The organism is Thalassolituus sp. (genome assembly GCF_984348125.1).
Genome location: NZ_CFHJLR010000026.1, coordinates 1 through 21,584, shown reverse-complemented (window position 1 = coordinate 21,584; position 21,584 = coordinate 1). Strand labels below are relative to the sequence as shown.

The 21,584-nt window shown below is 52.4% G+C and carries 21 protein-coding genes; 12 read left to right on the top strand and 9 right to left on the bottom strand.

Annotated elements, in window-relative coordinates:
- Window positions 1–17: 17 nt before the first annotated feature.
- The 4 genes from AC5E51_RS14675 to AC5E51_RS14660 form a co-directional block, all read right to left on the bottom strand.
- Window positions 18–308, bottom strand: a complete 291-nt coding sequence (locus AC5E51_RS14675; protein WP_301377954.1) for a hypothetical protein — start codon at window positions 306–308, stop codon at window positions 18–20.
- A gap of 96 nt (window positions 309–404) precedes the next feature.
- Entirely contained in the window at window positions 405–1,757 is a 1,353-nt protein-coding gene (locus AC5E51_RS14670; protein ID WP_068436633.1) for a sensor histidine kinase, read from the bottom strand.
- Window positions 1,757–2,452 (bottom strand): response regulator transcription factor, encoded by a 696-nt coding sequence (locus AC5E51_RS14665; protein ID WP_068436631.1) that lies wholly within the window; start codon window positions 2,450–2,452, stop codon window positions 1,757–1,759. Before AC5E51_RS14665 ends, AC5E51_RS14670 begins: the two co-directional genes overlap by 1 nt.
- 83 nt (window positions 2,453–2,535) lie before the next feature.
- On the bottom strand, window positions 2,536–2,832 hold the full coding sequence (locus tag AC5E51_RS14660) for a late competence development ComFB family protein (RefSeq protein WP_273091740.1): 297 nt from the start codon (window positions 2,830–2,832) through the stop codon (window positions 2,536–2,538).
- Window positions 2,833–2,928: 96 nt separating this feature from the next.
- On the opposite strand from AC5E51_RS14660, the gene AC5E51_RS14655 reads away from it, so the two are divergent.
- Window positions 2,929–3,345, top strand: coding sequence for a CBS domain-containing protein (locus AC5E51_RS14655; RefSeq protein ID WP_301377955.1), 417 nt, complete (start codon window positions 2,929–2,931; stop codon window positions 3,343–3,345).
- Between the two features lie 48 nt (window positions 3,346–3,393).
- Here AC5E51_RS14655 and glmU read toward each other — a convergent pair whose 3' ends face one another.
- The gene (glmU, locus tag AC5E51_RS14650; protein WP_068436639.1) at window positions 3,394–4,752 is read right to left on the bottom strand and encodes a bifunctional UDP-N-acetylglucosamine diphosphorylase/glucosamine-1-phosphate N-acetyltransferase GlmU; all 1,359 of its coding nucleotides are present in this window, start codon (window positions 4,750–4,752) and stop codon (window positions 3,394–3,396) included.
- A gap of 455 nt (window positions 4,753–5,207) precedes the next feature.
- Between glmU and AC5E51_RS14645 the strand changes: the two genes are divergently transcribed.
- The 5 genes from AC5E51_RS14645 to AC5E51_RS14625 all read left to right on the top strand — a co-directional run bounded on the left by AC5E51_RS14645 (window position 5,208) and on the right by AC5E51_RS14625 (window position 13,511).
- Entirely contained in the window at window positions 5,208–5,978 is a 771-nt protein-coding gene (locus AC5E51_RS14645; RefSeq protein WP_068436804.1) for a hypothetical protein, read from the top strand.
- A gap of 282 nt (window positions 5,979–6,260) precedes the next feature.
- The gene (locus AC5E51_RS14640) at window positions 6,261–7,925 is read left to right on the top strand and encodes a GH3 family acyl-acid amido synthetase (protein WP_301377957.1); all 1,665 of its coding nucleotides are present in this window, start codon (window positions 6,261–6,263) and stop codon (window positions 7,923–7,925) included.
- Window positions 7,922–9,022, top strand: coding sequence for a GNAT family N-acetyltransferase (locus AC5E51_RS14635; RefSeq protein WP_301377958.1), 1,101 nt, complete (start codon window positions 7,922–7,924; stop codon window positions 9,020–9,022). The genes AC5E51_RS14640 and AC5E51_RS14635 overlap by 4 nt, the downstream gene beginning before the upstream one ends.
- A gap of 67 nt (window positions 9,023–9,089) precedes the next feature.
- On the top strand, window positions 9,090–10,229 hold the full coding sequence (locus AC5E51_RS14630; protein WP_068436809.1) for an efflux RND transporter periplasmic adaptor subunit: 1,140 nt from the start codon (window positions 9,090–9,092) through the stop codon (window positions 10,227–10,229).
- An 18-nt stretch (window positions 10,230–10,247) separates the two neighbouring features.
- Window positions 10,248–13,511: an efflux RND transporter permease subunit gene (locus tag AC5E51_RS14625; RefSeq protein ID WP_491778760.1), complete on the top strand. Its 3,264-nt coding sequence runs from the start codon at window positions 10,248–10,250 to the stop codon at window positions 13,509–13,511.
- A 73-nt stretch (window positions 13,512–13,584) separates the two neighbouring features.
- On the opposite strand, the gene AC5E51_RS14620 is transcribed toward AC5E51_RS14625, so the two are convergent.
- Both AC5E51_RS14620 and AC5E51_RS14615 read right to left on the bottom strand, forming a co-directional pair.
- Window positions 13,585–14,259: a hypothetical protein gene (locus tag AC5E51_RS14620; RefSeq protein ID WP_301377961.1), complete on the bottom strand. Its 675-nt coding sequence runs from the start codon at window positions 14,257–14,259 to the stop codon at window positions 13,585–13,587.
- Between the two features lie 88 nt (window positions 14,260–14,347).
- Window positions 14,348–15,121: a metal ABC transporter solute-binding protein, Zn/Mn family gene (locus AC5E51_RS14615; RefSeq protein ID WP_301377962.1), complete on the bottom strand. Its 774-nt coding sequence runs from the start codon at window positions 15,119–15,121 to the stop codon at window positions 14,348–14,350.
- A gap of 98 nt (window positions 15,122–15,219) precedes the next feature.
- Between AC5E51_RS14615 and AC5E51_RS14610 the strand changes: the two genes are divergently transcribed.
- The 3 genes from AC5E51_RS14610 to AC5E51_RS14600 are packed head-to-tail and all read left to right on the top strand — an operon-like array spanning window position 15,220 to window position 17,244.
- Window positions 15,220–15,690, top strand: a complete 471-nt coding sequence (locus tag AC5E51_RS14610; RefSeq protein WP_068436814.1) for a Fur family transcriptional regulator — start codon at window positions 15,220–15,222, stop codon at window positions 15,688–15,690.
- Window positions 15,687–16,454, top strand: a complete 768-nt coding sequence (gene znuC / locus AC5E51_RS14605; RefSeq protein WP_491222648.1) for a zinc ABC transporter ATP-binding protein ZnuC — start codon at window positions 15,687–15,689, stop codon at window positions 16,452–16,454. The genes AC5E51_RS14610 and znuC overlap by 4 nt, the downstream gene beginning before the upstream one ends.
- On the top strand, window positions 16,447–17,244 hold the full coding sequence (locus AC5E51_RS14600; protein ID WP_301377964.1) for a metal ABC transporter permease: 798 nt from the start codon (window positions 16,447–16,449) through the stop codon (window positions 17,242–17,244). The genes znuC and AC5E51_RS14600 overlap by 8 nt, the downstream gene beginning before the upstream one ends.
- A gap of 30 nt (window positions 17,245–17,274) precedes the next feature.
- On the opposite strand, the gene AC5E51_RS14595 is transcribed toward AC5E51_RS14600, so the two are convergent.
- Window positions 17,275–17,904: an SCO family protein gene (locus AC5E51_RS14595; protein ID WP_301377965.1), complete on the bottom strand. Its 630-nt coding sequence runs from the start codon at window positions 17,902–17,904 to the stop codon at window positions 17,275–17,277.
- A gap of 14 nt (window positions 17,905–17,918) precedes the next feature.
- Between AC5E51_RS14595 and AC5E51_RS14590 the strand changes: the two genes are divergently transcribed.
- Window positions 17,919–19,307 carry an MATE family efflux transporter gene (locus tag AC5E51_RS14590; protein ID WP_301377966.1) on the top strand — a complete coding sequence of 463 codons (1,389 nt, stop codon included), beginning with the start codon at window positions 17,919–17,921 and terminating at the stop codon, window positions 19,305–19,307.
- A 31-nt stretch (window positions 19,308–19,338) separates the two neighbouring features.
- On the opposite strand, the gene AC5E51_RS14585 is transcribed toward AC5E51_RS14590, so the two are convergent.
- A complete protein-coding gene (locus tag AC5E51_RS14585; protein ID WP_068436827.1) occupies window positions 19,339–20,229 on the bottom strand; it encodes a LysR family transcriptional regulator in 891 nt (296 codons plus the stop codon).
- A gap of 123 nt (window positions 20,230–20,352) precedes the next feature.
- Between AC5E51_RS14585 and AC5E51_RS14580 the strand changes: the two genes are divergently transcribed.
- Together AC5E51_RS14580 and AC5E51_RS14575 are read left to right on the top strand one after the other, a co-directional pair.
- Window positions 20,353–20,898, top strand: coding sequence for a cytochrome b (locus AC5E51_RS14580; RefSeq protein WP_068436841.1), 546 nt, complete (start codon window positions 20,353–20,355; stop codon window positions 20,896–20,898).
- Window positions 20,899–20,920: 22 nt separating this feature from the next.
- A complete protein-coding gene (locus AC5E51_RS14575) occupies window positions 20,921–21,496 on the top strand; it encodes a YceI family protein (protein WP_068436828.1) in 576 nt (191 codons plus the stop codon).
- Window positions 21,497–21,584 lie beyond the last annotated feature (88 nt).

Here is a 21,584-nt window from a genome sequence, read left to right as displayed (position 1 = left end):
TCTTAAGGGAGGGATTTTTAGCGGCGACGCTCAGCGTCCTGAACGAAGTTACGGAACATCTCCTGACGCTGCTCCGTCGACATATCACGCAACTGCTCAAGGTGACGTTGCCGTTCATTGATATCAGAGCTACCAGCACCTGGTGGCATTTCTTGCAGCGCCTGATAGAAGTTATCCAGTGCCTGACGTTGTTCTGGTTGGCTGTTACTCCACTCAACCGACATATCCGGGCGCGCGCCTGACTGCGGCGGATTGGCCAGAGCCAACGCCGGAAGACACATCAAAACAAGAGTGGAAATTAAACGCACAAAGACAACCTGCTTATTTTTCTAGACTTGTATTGTAACGGCAGCCCAACAATTTATTACAGCAGAGACAAGTAAACCCAACGTAAAGAGGCCAATTCAACCCGCCGGGGGTAGATCAATTGTGACCATCAGGCCACCATCGCGATGATTACGCAGCGTAATCTGGCCTCTATGATGGGACACGACACGATGCGCGATCGCCAGGCCCAGACCAAAACCCCGATGCCCCTGCCCAAGGCGCTCGCGCGCAGATTCCGCACGAACAAACGGGCGCAGCAGATCGTTCAGCTTATCCTCAGGTACCCCCGGTCCATGGTCACGTATCACTACCCGGATCAGGCCGTTTTTCATCCGCGCCGAGAGATCAACACTCGTGCCTTCCTGAGTGTGCAACAGGGCGTTCCGGGTAATATTTTCAAAGGCAGACTTCAGTAATTTTCGATCACCAAAGATCACGGGTAGCCCTTCTGCGAGAGTCAGGTTCACGTTACTGTCAGGATGTTCAAACCGGGCATCATCGACGACCTGTTGTAGCACGTTATCACAATGGACATCCGACCAGTGACTGTGATCCTGCTGAGCATCCAGCTTTGCCATATTGAGCAGGTCTTCGATCATCTCGTTGAGTCGCTTGGTTTCGAGTTCTATTCGATCCAGATGCTCTTCCTGATCTGGCACAGCGTCCAGGCGGGCAAGCTCCAGAGCGACCGTACTGCGTGCCAGTGGTGAACGCAGCTCGTGGGACACATCACTGACAAGCTGCTTCTGATCATGAATCAGGCGTTCGATGTACCCAGCCATGTGGTTAAATTCGCGGCTCAGCTCACCAAGTTCATCGCGTCGCCTTAATGAGCGAGGGTCCATCCGGGCGCGCCAGTCGCCGCTCGCAAAGGCCTGAACAGTTTTTTGCATAAAACGCACGGGGCGCGTCAGATAACCTGAAAGTAACAGACTCCAGATTGCGAAAATCAGAAACGATGCGAGTAACCCCCAGCCAAGATAGGCCGGGAGGTTAAACACCACCAGCGGATGCATAAACTCTACGACGAGGAGGTATACCCGCCCCTCGACACTTTCAATCGGCGCTTTCACCAATATTTCGGAACGACTGAGGGGGCTGACCTGAGCCTCGTAGCTCTCCGCCGACAATGCATAGCTGACAACCGCCGCTGGCGGATCTGGGAGCAGACTCAGTCCCTGATCATCAAATACATAGGCATTAACGCTGGGGTGTCTTTCAAACCTCAATAGCCACTCGAGCAGCAAAGGCTCGCCGCCCTGCTGAAGAATCAATTCAGCGGCAGAAATATAACCCCCGGTCGGGGCGATCAGGTTCACTGAGTCGTTAGACCACTGACGATAGTATGCGGCCAGAGTAATGGTGACTGCGGTCGTTACCAGAGCAGTCACCATAAAGGCGAGGTAGATTTTTAGAAATACGCCGCGCATCAGGCTTCAGCTGATCCCTGCTCCATCTGGTACATGTAACCCACACCGCGGACGGTCTTGATACGCTGTTCTCCGCCGGGCGACGGCCCAAGCTTTTTACGCAGGTTACTGAGGTGCATATCGAGACTGCGATCAAACAAGGTCAGTGACCGTTGCATCGACTGCTCAGCGAGACGATTTTTGTCGACAACTTTCCCGGCTTCACGCACCAGTACGCCCAGTATGTTGAACTCGGTCACGGTGAGATCAAGCTCCTCGCCATTGCGATGCACGATATGCTTATCGAAGTCGATCACCAGATCTTCCACTTCGAGTGTTGCCGAGATCACATCGGCGGAACGCCCGCGACGCAGAATGGAACGCAGCCGGGCAGATAACTCCCGCGGATTACATGGCTTAGGAATATAGTCATCTGCGCCTATCTCGAGTCCTTGAATGCGATCCATTTCATCGCCTTTCGCAGTCAGCATCAGAACAGGAACATCACTGCGGGTACGGATTTGCCCAAGAATGTCGATACCGCTACCGCCGGGGAGCATCACGTCCAGCACAACGGCCTGGTAACGCGCGCTCAGGGCCTCTGCCAGGCCTTCTTCTGCGGTATGGACGGCAGTTACTTTAAACAGTTCACGCTCAAGGTAACGGGTCAGCAGTGCCGTCAGTTCAGTATCGTCATCCACCAATAAGATATTCATCAATTACTCCATCAGGCAGCCACTGAACCCGGCATGCCAATCCTGTCTTATTATTCAAACCTGCCGTTACAATAATACGCTGGTCAGCCGATGTCATTGCCCGCGTCGTCTTCCCGCCGGTGGGAGTCGACAAACCGTATCGCATCTGCGACACCGTCCCGCACCCGTTGACGTGTCATCATCAGCTCATCCGGAGACATGTAAAACGCCATATCCACCTCATACCGGATGTATTTAGGTGGGAGCCTGTTGAGAGCTACGCAAGCAATATCAGCCATAACGCCGGTCGACACATCACGCCCCGCGGCATGCAGTTGAGTGACGATTTCTTCGGCCACCATCTGCTCGTAGTAGTTACGGATACTGTCAGAAAAACTCATGAAACCTCCCGTCCGGCGTGACTATCTGATTTCAGAATAGCAGCTCCCCGGTTAAGTGCTTTACTTTAGGTCAGGTAATCAATGAGATCTGAAAATATGCGAATCGTAAGCGACATCATGACCCGCGACGTCAAAACACTCGGCACCGGATCAACTCTGCGCGATGCCGAAGAGTTGATGCGTGAACACCATGTACGACATATTCCGGTCGTCAGTGATACAGGCGCCATAAAGGGCGTACTGAGTCAGAAAGAATTCCTGCGGGAAGCGTTCCGGATTACGGATAAGTTCGGTGCCCACCATCTGCAGGACTATCTTGCGAAAACTCCTGTTCTGGACTGTCTCGACCGAGAAGTCGAGACCCTGCCAGCGGATACGCCGCTGAAAACCACGGGTGAACGATTAAGGGCTGAAAAAGAAGGATGCCTGCTGATCGCCGATGACGCAGGCAACCTGCTCGGCATTGTCACCTCGCAGGATTTTGTCAGACTCGCGCTGGATCTGCTGGACTGATCAGCCCAGAGGCCCAGCCACACGCACAGTCAAATGCTCAGAAGAGCATCACTGATCGCCGGGCTTCTTCCAGCCAGCGATATTGCGCTGTTTACCGCGGGCAACCGCCAGCTCGTCAGCACCAACATCCTTAGTAATGGTCGAGCCTGCCGCTACTGTCGCGCCGTCGCCCACCGTCACTGGCGCAACCAGTGACGAGTTGGAGCCGATAAAAGCACCATCCCCGATCTCAGTCCTGAATTTATTCACACCGTCATAGTTGCAGGTGATGGTACCGGCTCCGATGTTTGCTCCCTCACCAATGACCGCGTCACCTATGTAGGTAAGATGATTCACTTTAGAGCCTTTACCGATCCGTGATTTCTTCACTTCGCAGAAATTGCCCACACGAGCACCGTCCGCCAGTTCAGCACCAGGACGCAGCCGGGCGTAAGGGCCAAGATTGCAGGCCTGAGCCACAACGGCTTCTTCTATATGGCAAAAACTTTCAACCTGAACACCTTTGCCTAGTTTACTGTTACGGATCACGTTGTAAGCACCGATCTGAACATCGTCGTCAAGGATGACATCACCCTCGAATACGCAACCAACGTCAATACTCACGTTACGCCCCACCGTCAGAGTACCGCGAACATCGATTCGCGCAGGGTCCGCCAGAGCCACCCCCTGCACCATCAGGCTGTCAGCCTGCTGACTCTGGAACTCCCGCTCAAGAGCTGCAAGTTGGCGACGGTCGTTCACGCCTTCAACTTCTGTTGCTGACGAAGGCTGTAATGCATTCACGGCCACACCATCAGCAACAGCCATAGCGATCACGTCCGTCAGGTAGTATTCACCCTGCGCATTATCCGCCGACAACGCTGGTAGCCAGCGTTTCAGATAACGCGCAGGCATGGCCATGATGCCGGTATTGACCTCGCAGATCTGTCGCTGTTCATCGCTGGCATCTTTATGCTCAACAATAGCCTGCACTTCATTCTTATCGTTGCGAACGATGCGGCCGTAGCCGGTCGGGTCGTCAAGGGTTACGGTCAACAGAGCCAGTGCATTCTCAGCAACGGCAACCATACCTGCCAGGGTTTCAGTGCGGATGAGAGGAACATCTCCGTACAATACGAGAACCAGCGCATCATCAGAAATATCTGGCAAAGCCTGCGCGACAGCGTGCCCTGTGCCCTTCTGCTCCATCTGAACCGCCCAGGTCAATGGGCGGTCAGTGAACATCTCACGGACTAACTCAGCACCGTGACCAATGACAACATGCTGGGTGGCGCCATCGAGCTGCTCAGCAGCATCCAGTACGTGACCCAGCAGTGGCTTCCCAGCCAGACGATGCAGCACCTTAGGGAGATCAGACTTCATCCGCGAGCCTTTGCCCGCTGCCAGAGTAACAACTGCCAATGTCATATTGATTGCCCACATGTTTCAGAATCAGCCGCGTATTGTAGAGAGGCCCCATCGCGTTGCAACAAAGCAACATACTTCTGTCATGGCAATGCTTAAAATCAAAATCCCTTCAGACTTCCCTAAACAGGTCAATTCCTGCAGAATAAGGGTTATGCAAAGCCATATCGGGCCCGTATGGCTTATTCAAACCCTACAATGTCACAATTATGACCAGTGTCATATTAGGGAGGAATACCGCTCTGATACCTTTATCAAAACGCTGGTCACTGGCCCGAAAATATAATTAACATAAGTTCACAGATCACAAATACGAACAGTTTCTCCCGGCCGCTGGCCCCGGAGCAGCTGCTTGAAGGACACCTGGTTCTGGTCAGGTTCTGACAATGGATTGCAGATTCCGCCCATCCTGTTTGGCGAGGCGGTTATAAAAACAATAAAAAAATATCGAGGCTACAATGACTAAAAAAGCGAAACTCACCTGTCGTTTCTTTCCTATCAACGAAATAAACATCGCTAAGCTTGTCGAAATGCACAGCATTTTCACCCGTTTCTACGAGAACGCCGATCTCACAACCTTTATTAAGGATATGAGTGAAAAGAAAGGCGTCATGATCCTGAAGAACAAGACCACCGGGAAAATCGTGGGATTCAGTACTTACAATGAAGTCGAATTGATGCACCAGGGCAAGAAAGCCATTGGCGTATTCACTGGCGATACTATTGTTGAGCCTGAATTCTGGGGCAACAAAACATTGCATACTGCGTTCGCAATGAAAATGCTGAAAGCGAAGATGTTACGCCCTACCACGCCGATGTTCTGGTTACTGATTTCGAAGGGTTACAAAACCTATCTGCTGATGGCCAATAACTTTCAACGCTTCTATCCACGCCACGATCACCACGACCATGAGATGGAAGGTCTGATGCAGCAATACTGCCAGAAGCTGTACCCGACTTACTATAAAGAAGAAGAGAAGATCCTCGACTTCGGCGAGGGCTACCATGCGCTGAAAGAAGATGTCGCGGACATCACGCCTCGCATGCGTGCCAGCAACTCATCCATCCGTTTCTTTGAGGAGCGCAATCCTGAATGGCGTCGTGGCACTGAGCTGCCCTGCGTTGGTGAAATCGGCCTTTCGACGATCGGGATTTTCTTCAAGAAACTGATGCGCAGCACCTTCGGGCGGCGTCGTCCAGCCCGTAAGAACCTTCGTCAGGCGGCATAACACCGCCTGCAGCTGGCCTGAAGTGTGACATAGTACGTAATATGCGCCAAAGACACACTCAGACCAGCTGGGGCAATTCAGTTGCCTAAGACTTTATGGTTAAATCGCAGGCCCGTTCTGATCTCCGCACCTGGCGAAGGAAGCACGGATAATAATAAACAATAGTGCCTTTCATCTAATTGTCAGATTCCGGTTTTTTGATACCGGCCAGTGCTGCCGGGCTCAGAGCCTGACACCGATGAAAGTCTTCACCACACAAAGAAAGATACAGGAGCCTGTCAGATGTCTGCTCTGAAGAACCTGACCACGTCGCTGCTTCATTTTGCATCATCCACGCTGACCCGTAAGGGCGCACGAAAATTCATTGACGCCAGTTATGACGTTGAGAGCGTTCAGCGTTCAATTCTTAGCGACACCCTGAACATGGTTGTGGGTGCGGAGTCCGCCGTTAAGCATAGCCTGCGTAAGGATATGACGGTCGAGGAGTTCCGTCAGCAGGTGCCCATCACAGACTACAACTACTGGCACGACATGATTGTCGAGCAGCAGAAGAGCGGTAAGCCGATGCTGACGACCTCAAGCTGTGATCGCTACCAGCCAACATCAGGCTCCACCTCGAAAATCAAATGGATTCCATACACGCGTCCATTTCTGGATCAGGCCGATGAAGCCATCAGCCCATGGATGTCTGACCTGTACGCCAACTTCCCGGGGATAAAGAAAGGCCGTCACTACTGGTCTCTGTCCTGGGTGCCAAGTGACCTGCGCGACCAGGTCAGTGAAAGTATCAACGACGACATGCAACTGCTGCCTTGGTGGAAGCGACTGTTTATGGCCGGCACCATGGCGGTACCCGAAGGCGTATCTCTGGCTGAAAGCTCAGACGAGTCATTCTTCGCGACGTCCTGTTATCTGGTTGCCTGTACTGATCTTTCCTTTATGTCGGTCTGGAGCCCAACCTTCGCCATGAGCCTGTTGCAGGTTATGCAGGAACACCGCGAGAAAATCGCCGAAGTGCTCGAAACTGGCCGATGGGTAGCTCCGTTCGATAGCCTGAAAAATATCGAACCTCCGAAGAATGAGGCTGCCGCCGCTTATATGCGAAAGTGGGACGGAGAAATCACTCCGGCCTTCACCAAAGCTATCTGGCCAAACCTGGCACTGATCAGCTCATGGGACACCTCTTCATCGAAAGGCTGGGCAGAGAAACTGCAGGCGATATTCCCGCACAGCGGCTTCCAGGGCAAAGGCCTGTTCGCAACCGAAGGTGTTGTGACCTTCCCAATGGGTGACGAGTATCCACTGGCGTTCACCAGCCACTTCTATGAGTTTGAAGACCTCGATACCAATGAGATTCTTTGCAGCTGGGAACTGAAGAAAGACATGCGCGTGCGGCCAATCATCACGACCGGTAATGGCCTCCTACGTTATCAGACCAAAGATATGCTGCTCGTCACTGACTTTATTAATCAATGTCCGTGCCTGCGCTTTATCAGCCGTATTGACGGTGTTGATATGGTCGGCGAAAAATTATCGCCAGATGCAGCGGTTAAACTGATCGATCACTTCAGTGGCAACATGGGGCTGTCCCCTGTGACCCTGATCGCTATTCCACAGTCAGACCTGCGCGCTAAGCCCGTCTATGGCCTGCTGTGTTCGGGCAGTGCAGATGCTATCGCTGTAAGGGAACCTCTTGGCGCGCAACTGGAAGAGCAACTGAACCAGCACTTCCATTACAAACTTGCACGTGAGCTGGGGCAGCTGGGCCATGCAGAAATGCTGATCGTGCCTGACGCGATGGAAGTGTATACCGAACACAAAATTGCCGGTGGAATGGTCGCAGGCAACATTAAGATTGAACCGCTCGCACTCTGGCAGAACGATCAGATGCCAGGCGCCGTCAGCGACATACTGAGAAACTCAAAACCGGCGGAGGCCGATGCATGAGTCAGCGCTTTATCATTCGCCCTACCATCGAAGAGGATGCACCGGGGCTGAGTGAATTGCTGTCTGATACGCCACAGGAAGGCAGTATCCAGCTGAACTTTGAACGCGAGCCAAACTACTTCCATGCGACTGACGTAGGCACAACGACCCGCGACCTGTGGGTCATGGAAGACACCGAACAACATCGCATTGCCGGAGCCTTCAGCATGGGCTTCCGTGATGTGTTTGAAAATGGCCAGCGTAAATCCATGCGCTACGGCAGTGACCTGCGTATCCACCGTGATTATCAGGGTGGACGCACGCTGCTGCGTTTTTTTAAAACCGTCAAAAGCCTTATTGGCAGTGATAATTACCAGACCGTCATTCTCGAAGAGAACAAAGCATCTCTCGATACCGTTGGCGGTAACCGCATTAAGGTACAGCCAACATACAATGCGTTTCGTCGTCATCGCACCAATATGATCGAACTGCATCGACGCGAGAAACATGTCATCAATCTTAATATCCGTCGTGCAACGAGCGCTGATATCCCAACGATGCAGGCATTTTTTGATGCCAATGCCCCGAAAAAACAGTTCTACCCATGCTACGACTTCTCCAGAGTAGAAACCGGAGACAGTTACTACCGCGACATTAAACTAAACGACTTCTTGCTGGCGTTTGAAGGCGATGAATTGGTGGGAATGACCGGATTCTGGGATCAGAAGGCCTTTAAACAGACGCGAATCGCGGGATATTCTAAGGCGATTCAGTACGCACGTCCGTTTTACAACGCATACACAAAGATCGCGGGAGGGTTGTCACTCCCACCTGCGGGCTCATTGACCAGCTATATTTATCTGCACTGTAATGTATTTAAAGACAATCGCAGTGATATCTTTGCAGATCTTCTCGCATACGCACGCAAGGAACTGAAAGATAGTGAGTATGATGCCTTAGTCGTTGGCTTCGATACGGAAGACCCTTTGCAAAAGGTAACCGATAAATACAAAAAAGAAGAATTATTCAGCCTTCACTTTATATGTGGCTACGGTGACGACCCAACGCCCGACCTGAACCCTGAAGGGCTGATGTATCTCGAAACTGCGCGCCTGTAGCAAAAAATATTATCTGCCTCAGTAACACCGGCTGCCCGCGCGCTCGCTATTTGCAACAGAGAGCAATATGAAACAGTTGAAATTTTTTATCATCGGCCTGGTTATTCTCGCTGCTGCCGGATACGCCGGATACACCATGTACATCAATGCGCCTAAACCTCAGACTCAGGAAGTTAAGGTCGCAATTCCTCAGGTTCCGTACAAAGAGGTGCGTATCTCCACGCAGTCGATCCCTATTTTCAGCCGCGGACGGGTCTCGGCTTCACGCGTCCATAAGATAGCCAGTCAGGTATCTGGCCTGGTGACGGATATTGCTCCGGAGCTGAAAAAAGGCGAAATCGTGAATGCTGACCAGTTACTCGTTCAGATCGACGAACAGCCTCTTATTCTTGATATAGCCCAGAAGAAAGCGCAACTGACCCAAACAAAGTTACGGCTGGAAGAAACCGAAGCAAATGCACGCGTAGCTCGTCGTCAGGCAGGACGTAACGCATCAGACTACGCGCGCTTCGTACCTCAGCTTGCCTACGCAAACTCACAGGTGGAAGCCGCAGAGGCCGCCCTACAATACGCCTATGACCAATTAGAAAATACTAAAATCAGCTCGCCAATCGAAGGTAAAGTCGTTGATGTGTTCATTAACGAAGGTGATCTGGTACAGACCGGCTCACCGGTTGCGGTCCTGTACGGCATGGATCAGGCTGAAGTTCGTCTACCGCTGAACGACGCTGAGCTTATGATCATCGGTGTTGAAGAAAATACCAGCACTGAGACCGGACCAAGTTTTATGCCTCAGGTGACGTTGCGAGACTACGAGAGTGGCGACGAATGGAGCGGCTACATTGTGCGCACTGACGGTGAGCGCAGTGCTAACCAGCTTCTCTATATCATTGCGCAAGTCAACGGCGATGAAATGTACAGCAATACCGGTCGCTACCTGGTACCAGGCTCGTTCCTTGAAGCTGAAATCCGCGGCCAGGAAATTGAAAATATGCGTATCCTGCCGCGAGAGGTCATCCTCTCTGGTGATGCCATCTGGATGATTAACGCAGACAATACGATTCAGCGCCAGCCTGTGACCATCCGCTATCGCGGCAAGGAATTCGCTTATATTGATACTGCGCTGCCACCGGGCACCCGGGTAGTCGCTGGCAACTTTAACCGTCTTGTCGAAGGCATGACCGTCGAACCAATTCGCAAGAAGTAACCTGCCGGAGGCTGACTTATGAAACAGATCATCCGTTGGTTTGCGGAGAACACCGTTGCTGCCAATCTGTTGATGTTCTGCCTGATTGCCCTGGGCTTGATGGCCGTACCTGAAACACGCAAAGAACTTATCCCCAATGTCACCCTCGACCGCCTTAGCATTCAGACTAAACTGCCAGGTGGTAATGTTGAAACCATTGAAAACAGTGTCTGTAAGGCCATTGAAAATCGCATCTACGATATTCAGGGTACACAAAACCTGACCTCCTTTGCCTATGATGGCTTATGTAGCATGACGGTCGACATCGCCGACGGCTACGAAACCGATAAAATTTCTGACGAAATATCCCGTCGAATTAATGAAGAGGGCCTGCTCCCTGACGACGCCGAAACACCGACGTTACAGGAGCTGTCTGTTAAAAACCGCGTTGCTAAATTAATTATTTACGGCAACACCAGTTACGCCGCTCTCGCAGAAACATCGCGTGAAATACGCAATGACCTGATGGATATGCCAGACATCAGCGTGATTGAACTGCAGGATATGTCGAAGTCCGAAATCCGTATCGAAGTACCGGCTCATAATCTTGAGAAGTACGATCTGACGTTCGACGATATTTCTGGAATGATCCGTCAGCAGACGGGCTTCCTGCCCGGTGGTGTACTGGAAACTCAGGACGGCGACATTCTGATTACCAGTGATGCGTACAAAGACTCGGCTGAAGCCTATCGCAATATCGTTATCTACTCAGATTCAACCGGTGCAGAGATTCTGCTACGCGATCTCGCGATCATCACAGATACCCGCTATGTCAGCGAGACGAACGCAAGCTTTGATGGCACGCCATCCGCCTCGATCGACATTTATCGGGTTGGCGATCAGAGCATTATGGACATCGCCGATGACCTGCACTCCTATGTAGATGGCCTGCGCTTACCCGAGACCATCAAAACACACGTATGGCAGGACGAATCAAAGCACCTGCGAGAGCGCATCAGCATGCTGCTGGAGAACGCACTTGCGGGTCTCGTACTGCTCTTTATTACCTTGCTTCTCTTCCTGAATGGCCGTCTGTCATTCTGGGTGAGCATGGGTATTCCGGTATCTTTCTTCGGTGCTCTGTTTGCGATGCCAATGTACGATGTCTCCATCAATGCGGTGTCATTGTTTGGTTTTATTCTCGTTCTCGGGATCGTGGTCGATGATGCGGTCGTGGTCGCTGAGGCGATTCACAACCGCAATGAAAAAGGCATTTATGGTACCGAGGCAGCACTTGAAGGGGCTTTCGAGGTTTATAAGCCGATTCTGTTCGCGGTAATTACTACGGTCATTGCGTTTATTCCTTTGATCGGGCTGCCCGGCCCCGAAGGAAAAATGATGCAGGCGATTCCTATCGTCGTTATCGCCACGCTTATTTTCTCGGTGATTGAGTCCTTCCTGATTCTGCCGGCTCACTTGTCTCATGCGCAGAAAGTTAATATTAAAAAAGAGCCTTCCACACTCGAAAAAATTCAATCAAAGTTTGATGGCGCCCTGCAGAGCTTTATGCGCACGATTTATCTGCCGTCCTTGCGTGGTGCACTTCAGGCGAAAGGCATCATTATTCTGGTATTCTCCATCACCTTCACCCTGATGCTGGTAATGATGCTTACCGGGTGGATTAAGTCCTCTCTGTTTACACCGGTCGAAGCTGACTCGGTCGTGGCACGACTGGTTCTGCCAGAGGGCTCCCCGCGGGAAAAAACCGAAATGGCTGTTGAGCGCCTGACCAGTGCAGCAGAGCTTCTGAAACACCGCTACGAAATGGAAGGTGTCGCAACCATTGACCATATCTATGCGGTCATCGGGCCTAACGAATCCAAGAGTAATATGAAGAGCAGCCAGGACCGTGATCACCTGGCCAATATTACGCTGGAGTTGGTTTCTGACAGAACCAGCCGCATCAGTGGCCGCGAGATTATTTCCAGCTGGCGTAATATTGCTGGAGATATCCCCGGCGTCAGCCAGCTGAGCTTCAGCGCCAGTCTTAACCCAGCCAGGCCCGATATTCAGATCGAGCTGTCAGCCAACGACCAGGAAGATCTGAAAGAAGCAGCCGATCAGTTAATGGTCCATCTGAAAGGGTTCGCGGGTGCATACGATGTGCGTCATACGCAGGAGAACACCAAACAGCAGGCCGATATTATTCTCCGCGACAATGCCAGCTCGCTGGGCCTGACGCAGCAAACCGTTGTTGCCCAGATCAACCAGGCCTTCCAGGGCAAGGTTGTTCAGAATGTACAGACCCGCGACGATGAAATCGAGGTTTGGCTGGGCCTTCCGGACGATGAACGCGACTCTTCATGGCACCTCGAAAACATGCACGTGAAGTACGCTCCCGGGCAATATGTTCCTTTATCTGCGATCGCGGATATCGTGTATCAGGACGCACCGACACACATCAAGCGCAACAACCGTAAGCGCGTGGTCACGGTGACTTCCTTTATCGATACCGGCCGTAACTCAGTACAGAATGTTCAGCGTGTAGTTGAGAACGAAATACTGCCATCGCTGGTGCGTCAGTACCCAGGAATGGATTGGGCGAGAGGCGGTCAGCAGCGCGACCTGAGTAAATTTATGACGACCCTGTTCCAGTATTACATGGTCGCTGTATTGGCTATGTATCTGTTGCTGGCGGTTCTGTTCAAGTCGTACATGCAGCCTTTTATTATTATTTATGCCATCCCCTTCGGCATCATGGGCTCAGTCATTGGCCACCAGCTGTTCGGTATGGTCATCACATCCTGGTCATACATTGGCATGGTGGCTGTCAGTGGCGTTGTGGTGAACGATAACCTGGTATTGATGGATTACATCAATAACCGCAGGGAAAAAGGAGCCAGTACATACGATGCCGTGATTGAAGCCGGTATCGCCCGTTTCCGGCCGATTCTTCTGACCTCACTGACCACGTTTGTGGGCCTGATACCCTTGATCTCTGAAACCAGCCTGCAGGCTCAGTTCCTGATTCCAATGGCTATTTCACTGGCGTTCGGCGTACTTTTCGCAACACTCGTCAGCCTCTTGTTGGTGCCATGTACTTATGTGTTTCTGGACGACATTCAGGTCGCCTTCCGCCGCGCCTTCAGTAGTGGTGGCGAAGAGAATGTGACCGTTGAGGATGCCTATGATGAAGGCTTCAAACAAGGTAATTCCAAAGCCCGCAAGGTAAATCCATATAGCTCAGATCTTCTCGCCGCGAGTTGGGATGCAGGGTACCAGGATGGGACCGAGGCCCGCTGATCGCACTGGCAAAGGTCATCCATAAAGTGCCGCTCTGAGCTGTCAGCGCGGCATTTTTATGGATAAGAAGAAATCAGTCAGCGTCTGATAAACGGATCGAGTGATAGTCGTGGCTGAGCTTCTGTAGCCATACAACCTCAAAGGTAATACGTGCCGTCACAATATAAAAAACCAGATAAAACGCGTAGGCAGAAAAAGCCCACAACATGACGGTTTTAAAATCGGCAATCGTAGCTGCTGAGCTCATCATATACACAGCGGTCAGTTTGCAGACGTTGGCTGATACAAGCGACAGTGACCAGACAGGTAACAACCAGGCAGCCGGTTTATGATCATGATCAGGCGGAATGCTGTCGTAGCGCATCGCATCAATTAAGCGAGTAATTTTGTGCAGGCGCTTCAACAGGCTGAGAAACAGTTTAAAAGATTGCTTGGTACTGCGGGTATGCTCCTCAAAGAGCGACATCATATTGCGCGATGAATAATAGACCCAATACGTGTAAAAAAGTACCAGCACCAGGGTCGTCATGACCTGAGCTTCACGAATCAGGGTGTCTGTCTGCAACTGCTCACGTATACCCACAGTGAGCGATGTCAGTGCTGTACTGTCTTGCAATACTGACAGCTCCTGCCAGCTCCAGAAACCATGAACCAGACCTGCAACACATAGCGCCCCCGGGAAAACAGAGACAATATTGGTCAGCCAGGTAAAACGGGTTAAGTCATAAAAGGGATAGCTCTGCGACACGCGATCTTCCTATTTATTTTATTATTCTGATACTTAGAAAGATAAATATACCGGTCTGGTCTTATGACGAAAGACCAGGCCCGATTATTTATTCACTGAGGCAGTGTACCGCACGGTCGGCCATGTCCCGAAGAAAATAGGGATAACCGTCGCGGGAAAGAGAGATACTTCCACCCAGAGGATCAAGTTCACCCTGTTTTACAGGGAGATCTCCAACCACTTTCACCACCAGTGCAGGAGAATATTCCGGTTCGCGAAAAATGCACGCTACCTGACCTGCTCTGAGCTGCTCACGCATCAGTTGTATTGTACGCATGCCAGGTTTCTGTTCAGGGGTAATCGTGAAAGCACCGACCTGATTTAGACCAAACTCGGTCACCCAGTGATCGTAGGCACGGTGGAAAACAAAGAAACCACGCTCTTTCAGTGGGGCCAATACCCGATCACTATACGCCACCGCCTGCGCGACCTGATCAGCGAAGTCCGTTGAATCAGCGCCAAGCACCTCCGCCAACGCCTTTTGTGCGGCGACGACAGCAGGTGGCGAAAGCCAATAATGCGGATCTTTGATACTCGCTTCTGAGGCGAAAGCTGAAATATCGATCCAATGTTTGTCCGGCCAGCGGCGCGCGAACCCTGACAGATAAGGTTCTATTCGGGCACCTGACCAGAAGATGACGTCAGCCTCCTGCAGGCGATCAATATCCGAAGGTTTCAAAGAGAAATCATGCGGGGTCACGCCGGGTTGCAGCAGAACATCGAGCTGCTCCGCGTCTACAACCGATGACGCGATCAACCCCAGAGGATGAATACTGGCGAGCACCTTGGGGGAATGATCGGCGTGGGCAAACAGTGATAACATGGTGAAACTCACCATTACAGCAAATCGTCTGAACATAACTCTGGCTAATTTTATCGTCTTTCGTAAAATTGCAACATTATAACCTAAGGACTGGTCTGATGCCCGCTTCACAACAGCACGATCATAATCACTGCATATCCACCGCTATGGACACCGCGCGAACTCTGTGTGAACAGCGTGGCTTACGCATGACGCCTGTGCGACGCAGGGTGCTTGAGCTGGTGTGGCAGAACCATAAGCCTACGGGTGCTTATGATCTTCTGGCGCAGTTAAGTGAAGAAGGGTTTAACTCAGCGCCTCCGACCGTCTATCGCGCCCTGGATTTCCTGCTCGAGCTGGGCGTCGTTCACCGCATCAGCAGCCTTAATGCGTTCGTCGGCTGTGATCACCCCGGCCATGAACACGACACCGGCTTCTTTATCTGCAAAGAATGCGGTAATGCGACCGAACTGCCCGCGAAAGAGATCAAGAAGCTGCACGAGACTCTGGTGAAGAAATTCAGCTTCAGCATCGAAACCAGCAACCACGAACTGACAGGCCTGTGTCAGAACTGTAAGGCAACGGCATGAGTAAAGAGCCCATTCTGAGGGCCGACAATCTGAGCCTCACCTTTGGCCAGAAGAAAGTACTGGATCAGATCAGCCTGGATATTCAGCCACGCCAGATCATTACACTGATCGGCCCCAATGGCTGTGGTAAGTCGACTCTGACAAAAGTGTTGCTCGGCCTCGTCCGCCCGGATTCCGGTAAAATTATTCGCTCACGGCAACTGCGTATCGGCTATATGCCGCAAAACCTGCCTCTGGATCAGCGTATGCCGTTGAACGTCGACGAGTTTCTGCGACTCACGCGACGTAGCACCCGTGCTGCGGTTGACCACTGGCTTGAGCGACTGAACATTACCAGCCTGAAGGACCAGAGCGTTCATGATTTATCCGGTGGTGAGTGGCAACGGGTACTGTTGGCCCGTGCCTTATTAGTGGAGCCTGAACTCCTTGTTCTCGACGAGCCGGTGCAAGGCGTTGATGTGCAGGGGCAACTGGAGCTGTATCAGCTGATTCCGCAACTGCGCGACGAACTGGGCTGTGCCGTGTTAATGATTTCACACGACCTGCATCTCGTTATGTCAGCCACCGATGAAGTCATCTGCCTGAACGGCCACGTCTGTTGCTCAGGGCACCCGGAAACAGTCTCTGCCGACCCTGCCTATCTTGAGCTTTTTGGTCGCCGCCTTGACGATGGTATCGCTTACTACACCCACCATCATGATCATGAACACTGTGACCACGACCATAGCAGCCCACACACCAATGCAGGACATCACCATGATTGACGGTTTGCAGACCTGGTGGCTGATGCCTCTCGTTGCCGGACTGCTTCTTGCGGTCAGTGCCGGCCCTCTGGGTAGCTTCGTTGTCTGGCGCCGCATGGCGTTCTTTGGCGATACCCTTGCGCACGGCGCCTTACTTGGTATCACCTTTGGTGTTCTGACCGACCTCGACCCAACGCTGGCCCTGGTGGTGGGTTCGGCGTCACTGGCGCTTATTCTTCTGCCTTTGCAACTCGCCAGCCGTTTGTCTGCTGACACACTGCTCGGCATCGTATCTCATGGCACTCTCGCAATCGGCCTGGTTGCTTTGAGCCTTGCGGACGGTATCCGGGTCGATTTGATGGGTTATCTGTTTGGTGACCTGTTGGCCATTAATGAGGGCCACGTGTATTGGTTACTGGGAAGCACCGCCATCACGCTGACCTTAGTGCTTTGTTTCTGGAATTCTCTGCTGGCGGTTACCGTCAGTCCGGAACTGGCCAGAATCGAAGGCCGGCCGGTGATGCTACTTGATCTGATGCTGATCCTACTGCTTGCCATGACAGTCGCTCTGGCGATGAAAGTCGTGGGGATTCTGCTGATCAGCGCCCTGCTGATTATGCCTCCAGCGGCCGCCCATGCACTGAGTAAAGGCCCCCGTCAGATGGCCGCTATTGCTTCGGTCGTTGGGATTGTGTCTGTTCTGCTTGGGATGTGGGCGTCGTTCCGTTGGGATACACCAGCAGGACCGAGTATTGTGGTCACCGCCATGTTGCTGTTTGTCGTTAGTCTGACGTTTCGCCGCAAGCGCTGAGCCAGCAGCGAAACACGCCTCAGCCCCCTTTCAGGGTAAAGCCAGCAGAGACCGGATAACCGGCAACATCCGCTTCGGATCATGCGGGGGCTCAATATAGCCCCTGTAATTCAGCTTAGAATCCAGCAACACTATGTTGGCGCTGTGATCCATCAGGTAGCCGCCATCCTCCCGGTCGACATGGGCATAAAATGCATTCAGCTGTGCCGCGAGTTTTTTCATATTGTCAGGGTTGCCCGTCAGTGCGGTGAAATCCGGGTTGAAGTAATCCATGTACTGGCCAAGCTGCTCGGGTCTGTCACGTTCTGGGTCAACGCTGACAAGCACCACGTTCAACTGCTCACGCTCGTCTTCACTCAGGCGCTTCATCAGACGATTCATGTGCATCAGTGTCATTGGACAAATATCAGGGCAATAGGTGTAGCCGAAAAACAGAAGTGACCAGCGTCCCTTAAGATCCGCCAGCGATACGGTGTCTCCGTATTCATTGATAAACGTCAGCTCATCAACCTGGCCACCAGCGAACATCTCAACACCCGCCGTACGTGTAAGACGCTCCTGTGGAGAGGGTGGCGCACTCAGCCATCCTGCGACAAATGCTGCCAGCAACACCGCAAATAGTGCTGAACACAGTACAATAGCGCTTCTTTCACCACGCATACGGCTTCCCCATAATGACTTCAGGCGCCAGTGTAGCAGGTCAGACCACTTCTCTGCCTGCGGCAAATCAACGCACTGTCTGGGCCCTCGCCTGGCCCATCATTCTCAGTAACATCACAGTGCCTATGCTGGGTCTGGTCGACACCGCGATTCTTGGCCATCTCGACGACGTCCAACCACTAGCCGCCGTGGCCATTGGTGCTCAGATATTTACCCTGCTGCTCTGGAGTTTTGGTTTTCTGCGGATGGGGACGACATCCGTCACGGCGCATGCTGTCGGCCAGAAAGGCATAGATAATTCCCTACCTCTGCTTCAGCAAGCCATCTGGCTGGCGATACCCGTGAGTATTTTCTGCATTATTGCTGCACAGGTACTGACACCCTTGCTGCTGCCATTATTCGGAGATGACCCGACACTTCATGCGCTCACCGCCGACTACCTGAGCACCCGATTCTGGGGGATTCCGGTGACCCTGCTGCAATATTGCCTCATTGGCTGGTTTATTGGTCGGGGGGAAACCCGTATCCCCATGCTGATGCTCATCTCCGCCAACCTGCTTAATGCGGGTCTGGATTACTACTTTGTCTGGCACCTGCATATGGGCGCTACTGGCGTCGCGCTGGGTACTGTACTGGCAGACGCTGGCGCTCTGATGATCGCACTGATTGCGGCGGTTCAGCGAGGCCTTACATTGCGTCTGCCACTACCCGACAGAGCCATCCTCAAGCGCATGATTGTGATCAACCGGGATCTGTTCATCCGCACCCTGACTTTGCTGATCGTATTCGCATCATTTGCCGCGCTCGGCGCCGCTCAGAGCACAGAAGTATTAGCCGCAAACGCCGTGCTAATCAGCCTGCTTCTTCTGATATCGAATGCCCTTGACGGTTTTGCTCACGCAGCAGAAAGCCTAGTCGGGCGCTTTCTGGGCGCTGCTCAACCACAACAGATGCGCAAAGCAATCCAGCTCACGGGCATAAACAGCCTGATTGCAGCCTTCATCCTCGTCGGACTCTTTGTACTCGCAGGCGACCACCTCTTCCGTTTGCTTACGGATAACGAAGACGTGCTCCCCCGCCTGCAGGAAATGCATCTTTGGCTCTGGCTACTGCCCTTATCGGGCGTCGCCAGTTACTGGCTTGATGGTGTGATGGTCGGAGCTCAGGCAACCGCATCCATGCGAAATTCAATGCTGGCTGCGGCGGCGCTGGTTTTCTTTCCTATCGCCCTGCTTCCGGCACTACCTGCGGGGCAACTCCCAGAGCTGCTTGCCGCTTGGGCAGTCAACGGCGAAGTAAGCGCTAACACCCTTTTATGGCTTGCGTTTCATCTGTTCCTTCTGGCCCGGGCGGCCTTTCTGATACCCGCGATACGCAGAGTCGTGCAGACAACGCAAAAATAGCCTGATCCAGTCCGCTCTACACGAACCTACATCAAGGCTGTATCCGACGACGCAGAAACTCCTGCAATGCCCTCACCCGCGCACTCTGGCGCATGTCTTTGTGGTACACCAACCACATTTGAGATGGCTCACTGTCCAGCGGTAACAGAATTTCCTGTAGAGGCTGCTCACGCCCATCCGGGTGTCTCATATTCACCACACTCATGGGGCCAATCCCCATACCTGCACGCACTGCCGCCTCGATGTCATTAAAACTATTACTCTGGAAAGCAATCTGACCCGGAGCAACCTGCTCGATCAGTTGGCGTATCGCCGGAATCCGCGTTTTATCCCCTGTCGGTAACACCCATTGATGCGCATTGATCTCAGTCATGTCCGCAGGCCGACCGAACTGATCCAGATAATCCTGCGACGCATAAAAGGACAGCCCGACCGGCATCAGCTTTCTTGCGATCAGGTCGGGCTCTGAGGGTTCAGCACCGATACGTACTGACGCATGTACCTCACCATCTGCGAGCGACAGAATGTCATCTGTTGCAACGATCTGAACCCGGATCTGTGGATATTCGCGCCGGAAGTCGTGCAGTAAGGGCGCAAAAAACGGCGAAAAATCGGTCACTGTCGAAATTCTCAGGGTGCCGCTGGGTGCGCTCTCTACGGTGGATAAAGTGCTGCAAAGTCGCTGCACTTCAGCCGCGATCGGGCGCATCCGCTCAGCCAAGAGCCGACCGCCGTCCGTTAATTGATAGCCTCTCTGGTGGCGGATAAACAGACGGGTACCGAGAGCCTCTTCAATCCTGCCAACGGCCCTTTGAGCGGTACTGTGATTGACTCCAAGAACCTCGCCCGCACGACTGAGGCTGCCGTAAGTAGCCACCAGATAGACGATACGAAGGTCGTCCCAACGAATGTTTTTGTCCATGACATCAACCTGAAGTGGCCCGAGAAAATAATTCTGTGCATTTATGCACAACTATTGTCCGCTTTTATGCCTTTTTTGCAAACCCAGCAGCAGCTAGAGTGATAGCAGATGATGGAGGACGATATGAGTCTTAAAAACACGGAGCACTCGTACGGCTGGATAAGCATTACCCTGCACTGGCTGGTTGCGCTTGTTGTATTCGGCATGTTTGGCCTTGGCCTGTACATGGTCGAACTGACTTATTACGACGCCTGGTACAAAGGCTCGCTGGATCTGCACAAAGGAGCAGGCATTCTGCTGGCCATCGCTGTCGCTGCCCGCTTTATCTGGCGCCAGATGAACCCATCTCCGAAAGGATTGTCAGAAAAGCCTCTGGAGAATCTGGCCGGACACCTGGCGCACCTGGGGCTGTACGCGCTCCTCGCCGCTTTGTTTATTACGGGCTATCTTATTTCTACCGCAGACGGACGCAGCATTGATGTCTTTGGTTTGTTTCATGTTCCTGCCAGCCTGACAGCAGACAATCAGGAGGACATTGCTGGAGAAATTCACGAGTGGCTGGCATGGGGACTGATTGGCCTTGTCTCTGTCCATGCGCTGGCTGCATTCAAACACCACTTTATTAACCGCGACGGCACCCTGAAACGCATGATCCGTCCACAGAAGTAAATACTCACAAAGGAGAGTAACTATGAAAAAGCTGTTAATCGCGACTGCAATCTCTGGCGCTGCATTGATGACCTCTGTCGCTCAGGCGGCAACCTACGACATCGATAACGAAGGTGCGCACGCGTCAATCAACTTCAAAATCCAGCACCTCGGCTACAGCTGGCTGACAGGTCGCTTTAACGACTTCGACGGTTCATTCGAATACGACAAAGCTGCACCGGAAGATTCATCGATTGAAGTGACTATCGACACCACCAGCATTGACTCAAACCATGCTGAGCGTGATAAGCACCTGAAAGGTGGTGACTTTCTGGACGTGAAGAAATACCCAACCGCGACGTTCAAAAGCACCGATTTTAAATCCACTGGCGAAGGCACTGGCGAAATCACAGGTGACTTTACGCTGCACGGTGTCACCAAAAGCATTACCTTCCCGGTAGAGCGCATCGGTGAAGGTGATGATCCATGGGGCGGCTACCGCGCTGGTTTTATGGGCACCACAAAACTGAAGCTCAGCGACTATGGTATTGATTACAATCTCGGCCCAGCATCGACTCACGTTGAAATCGAACTGCACGTCGAAGGTAAGCGTCAGTAATACTGACGTTTAATTAGAAAAGCCGGCACCTTGTGCCACTGCTGTCCCACAGTTTTGGGACAGCAAATGAAAAAGCCTGACTCCGAGT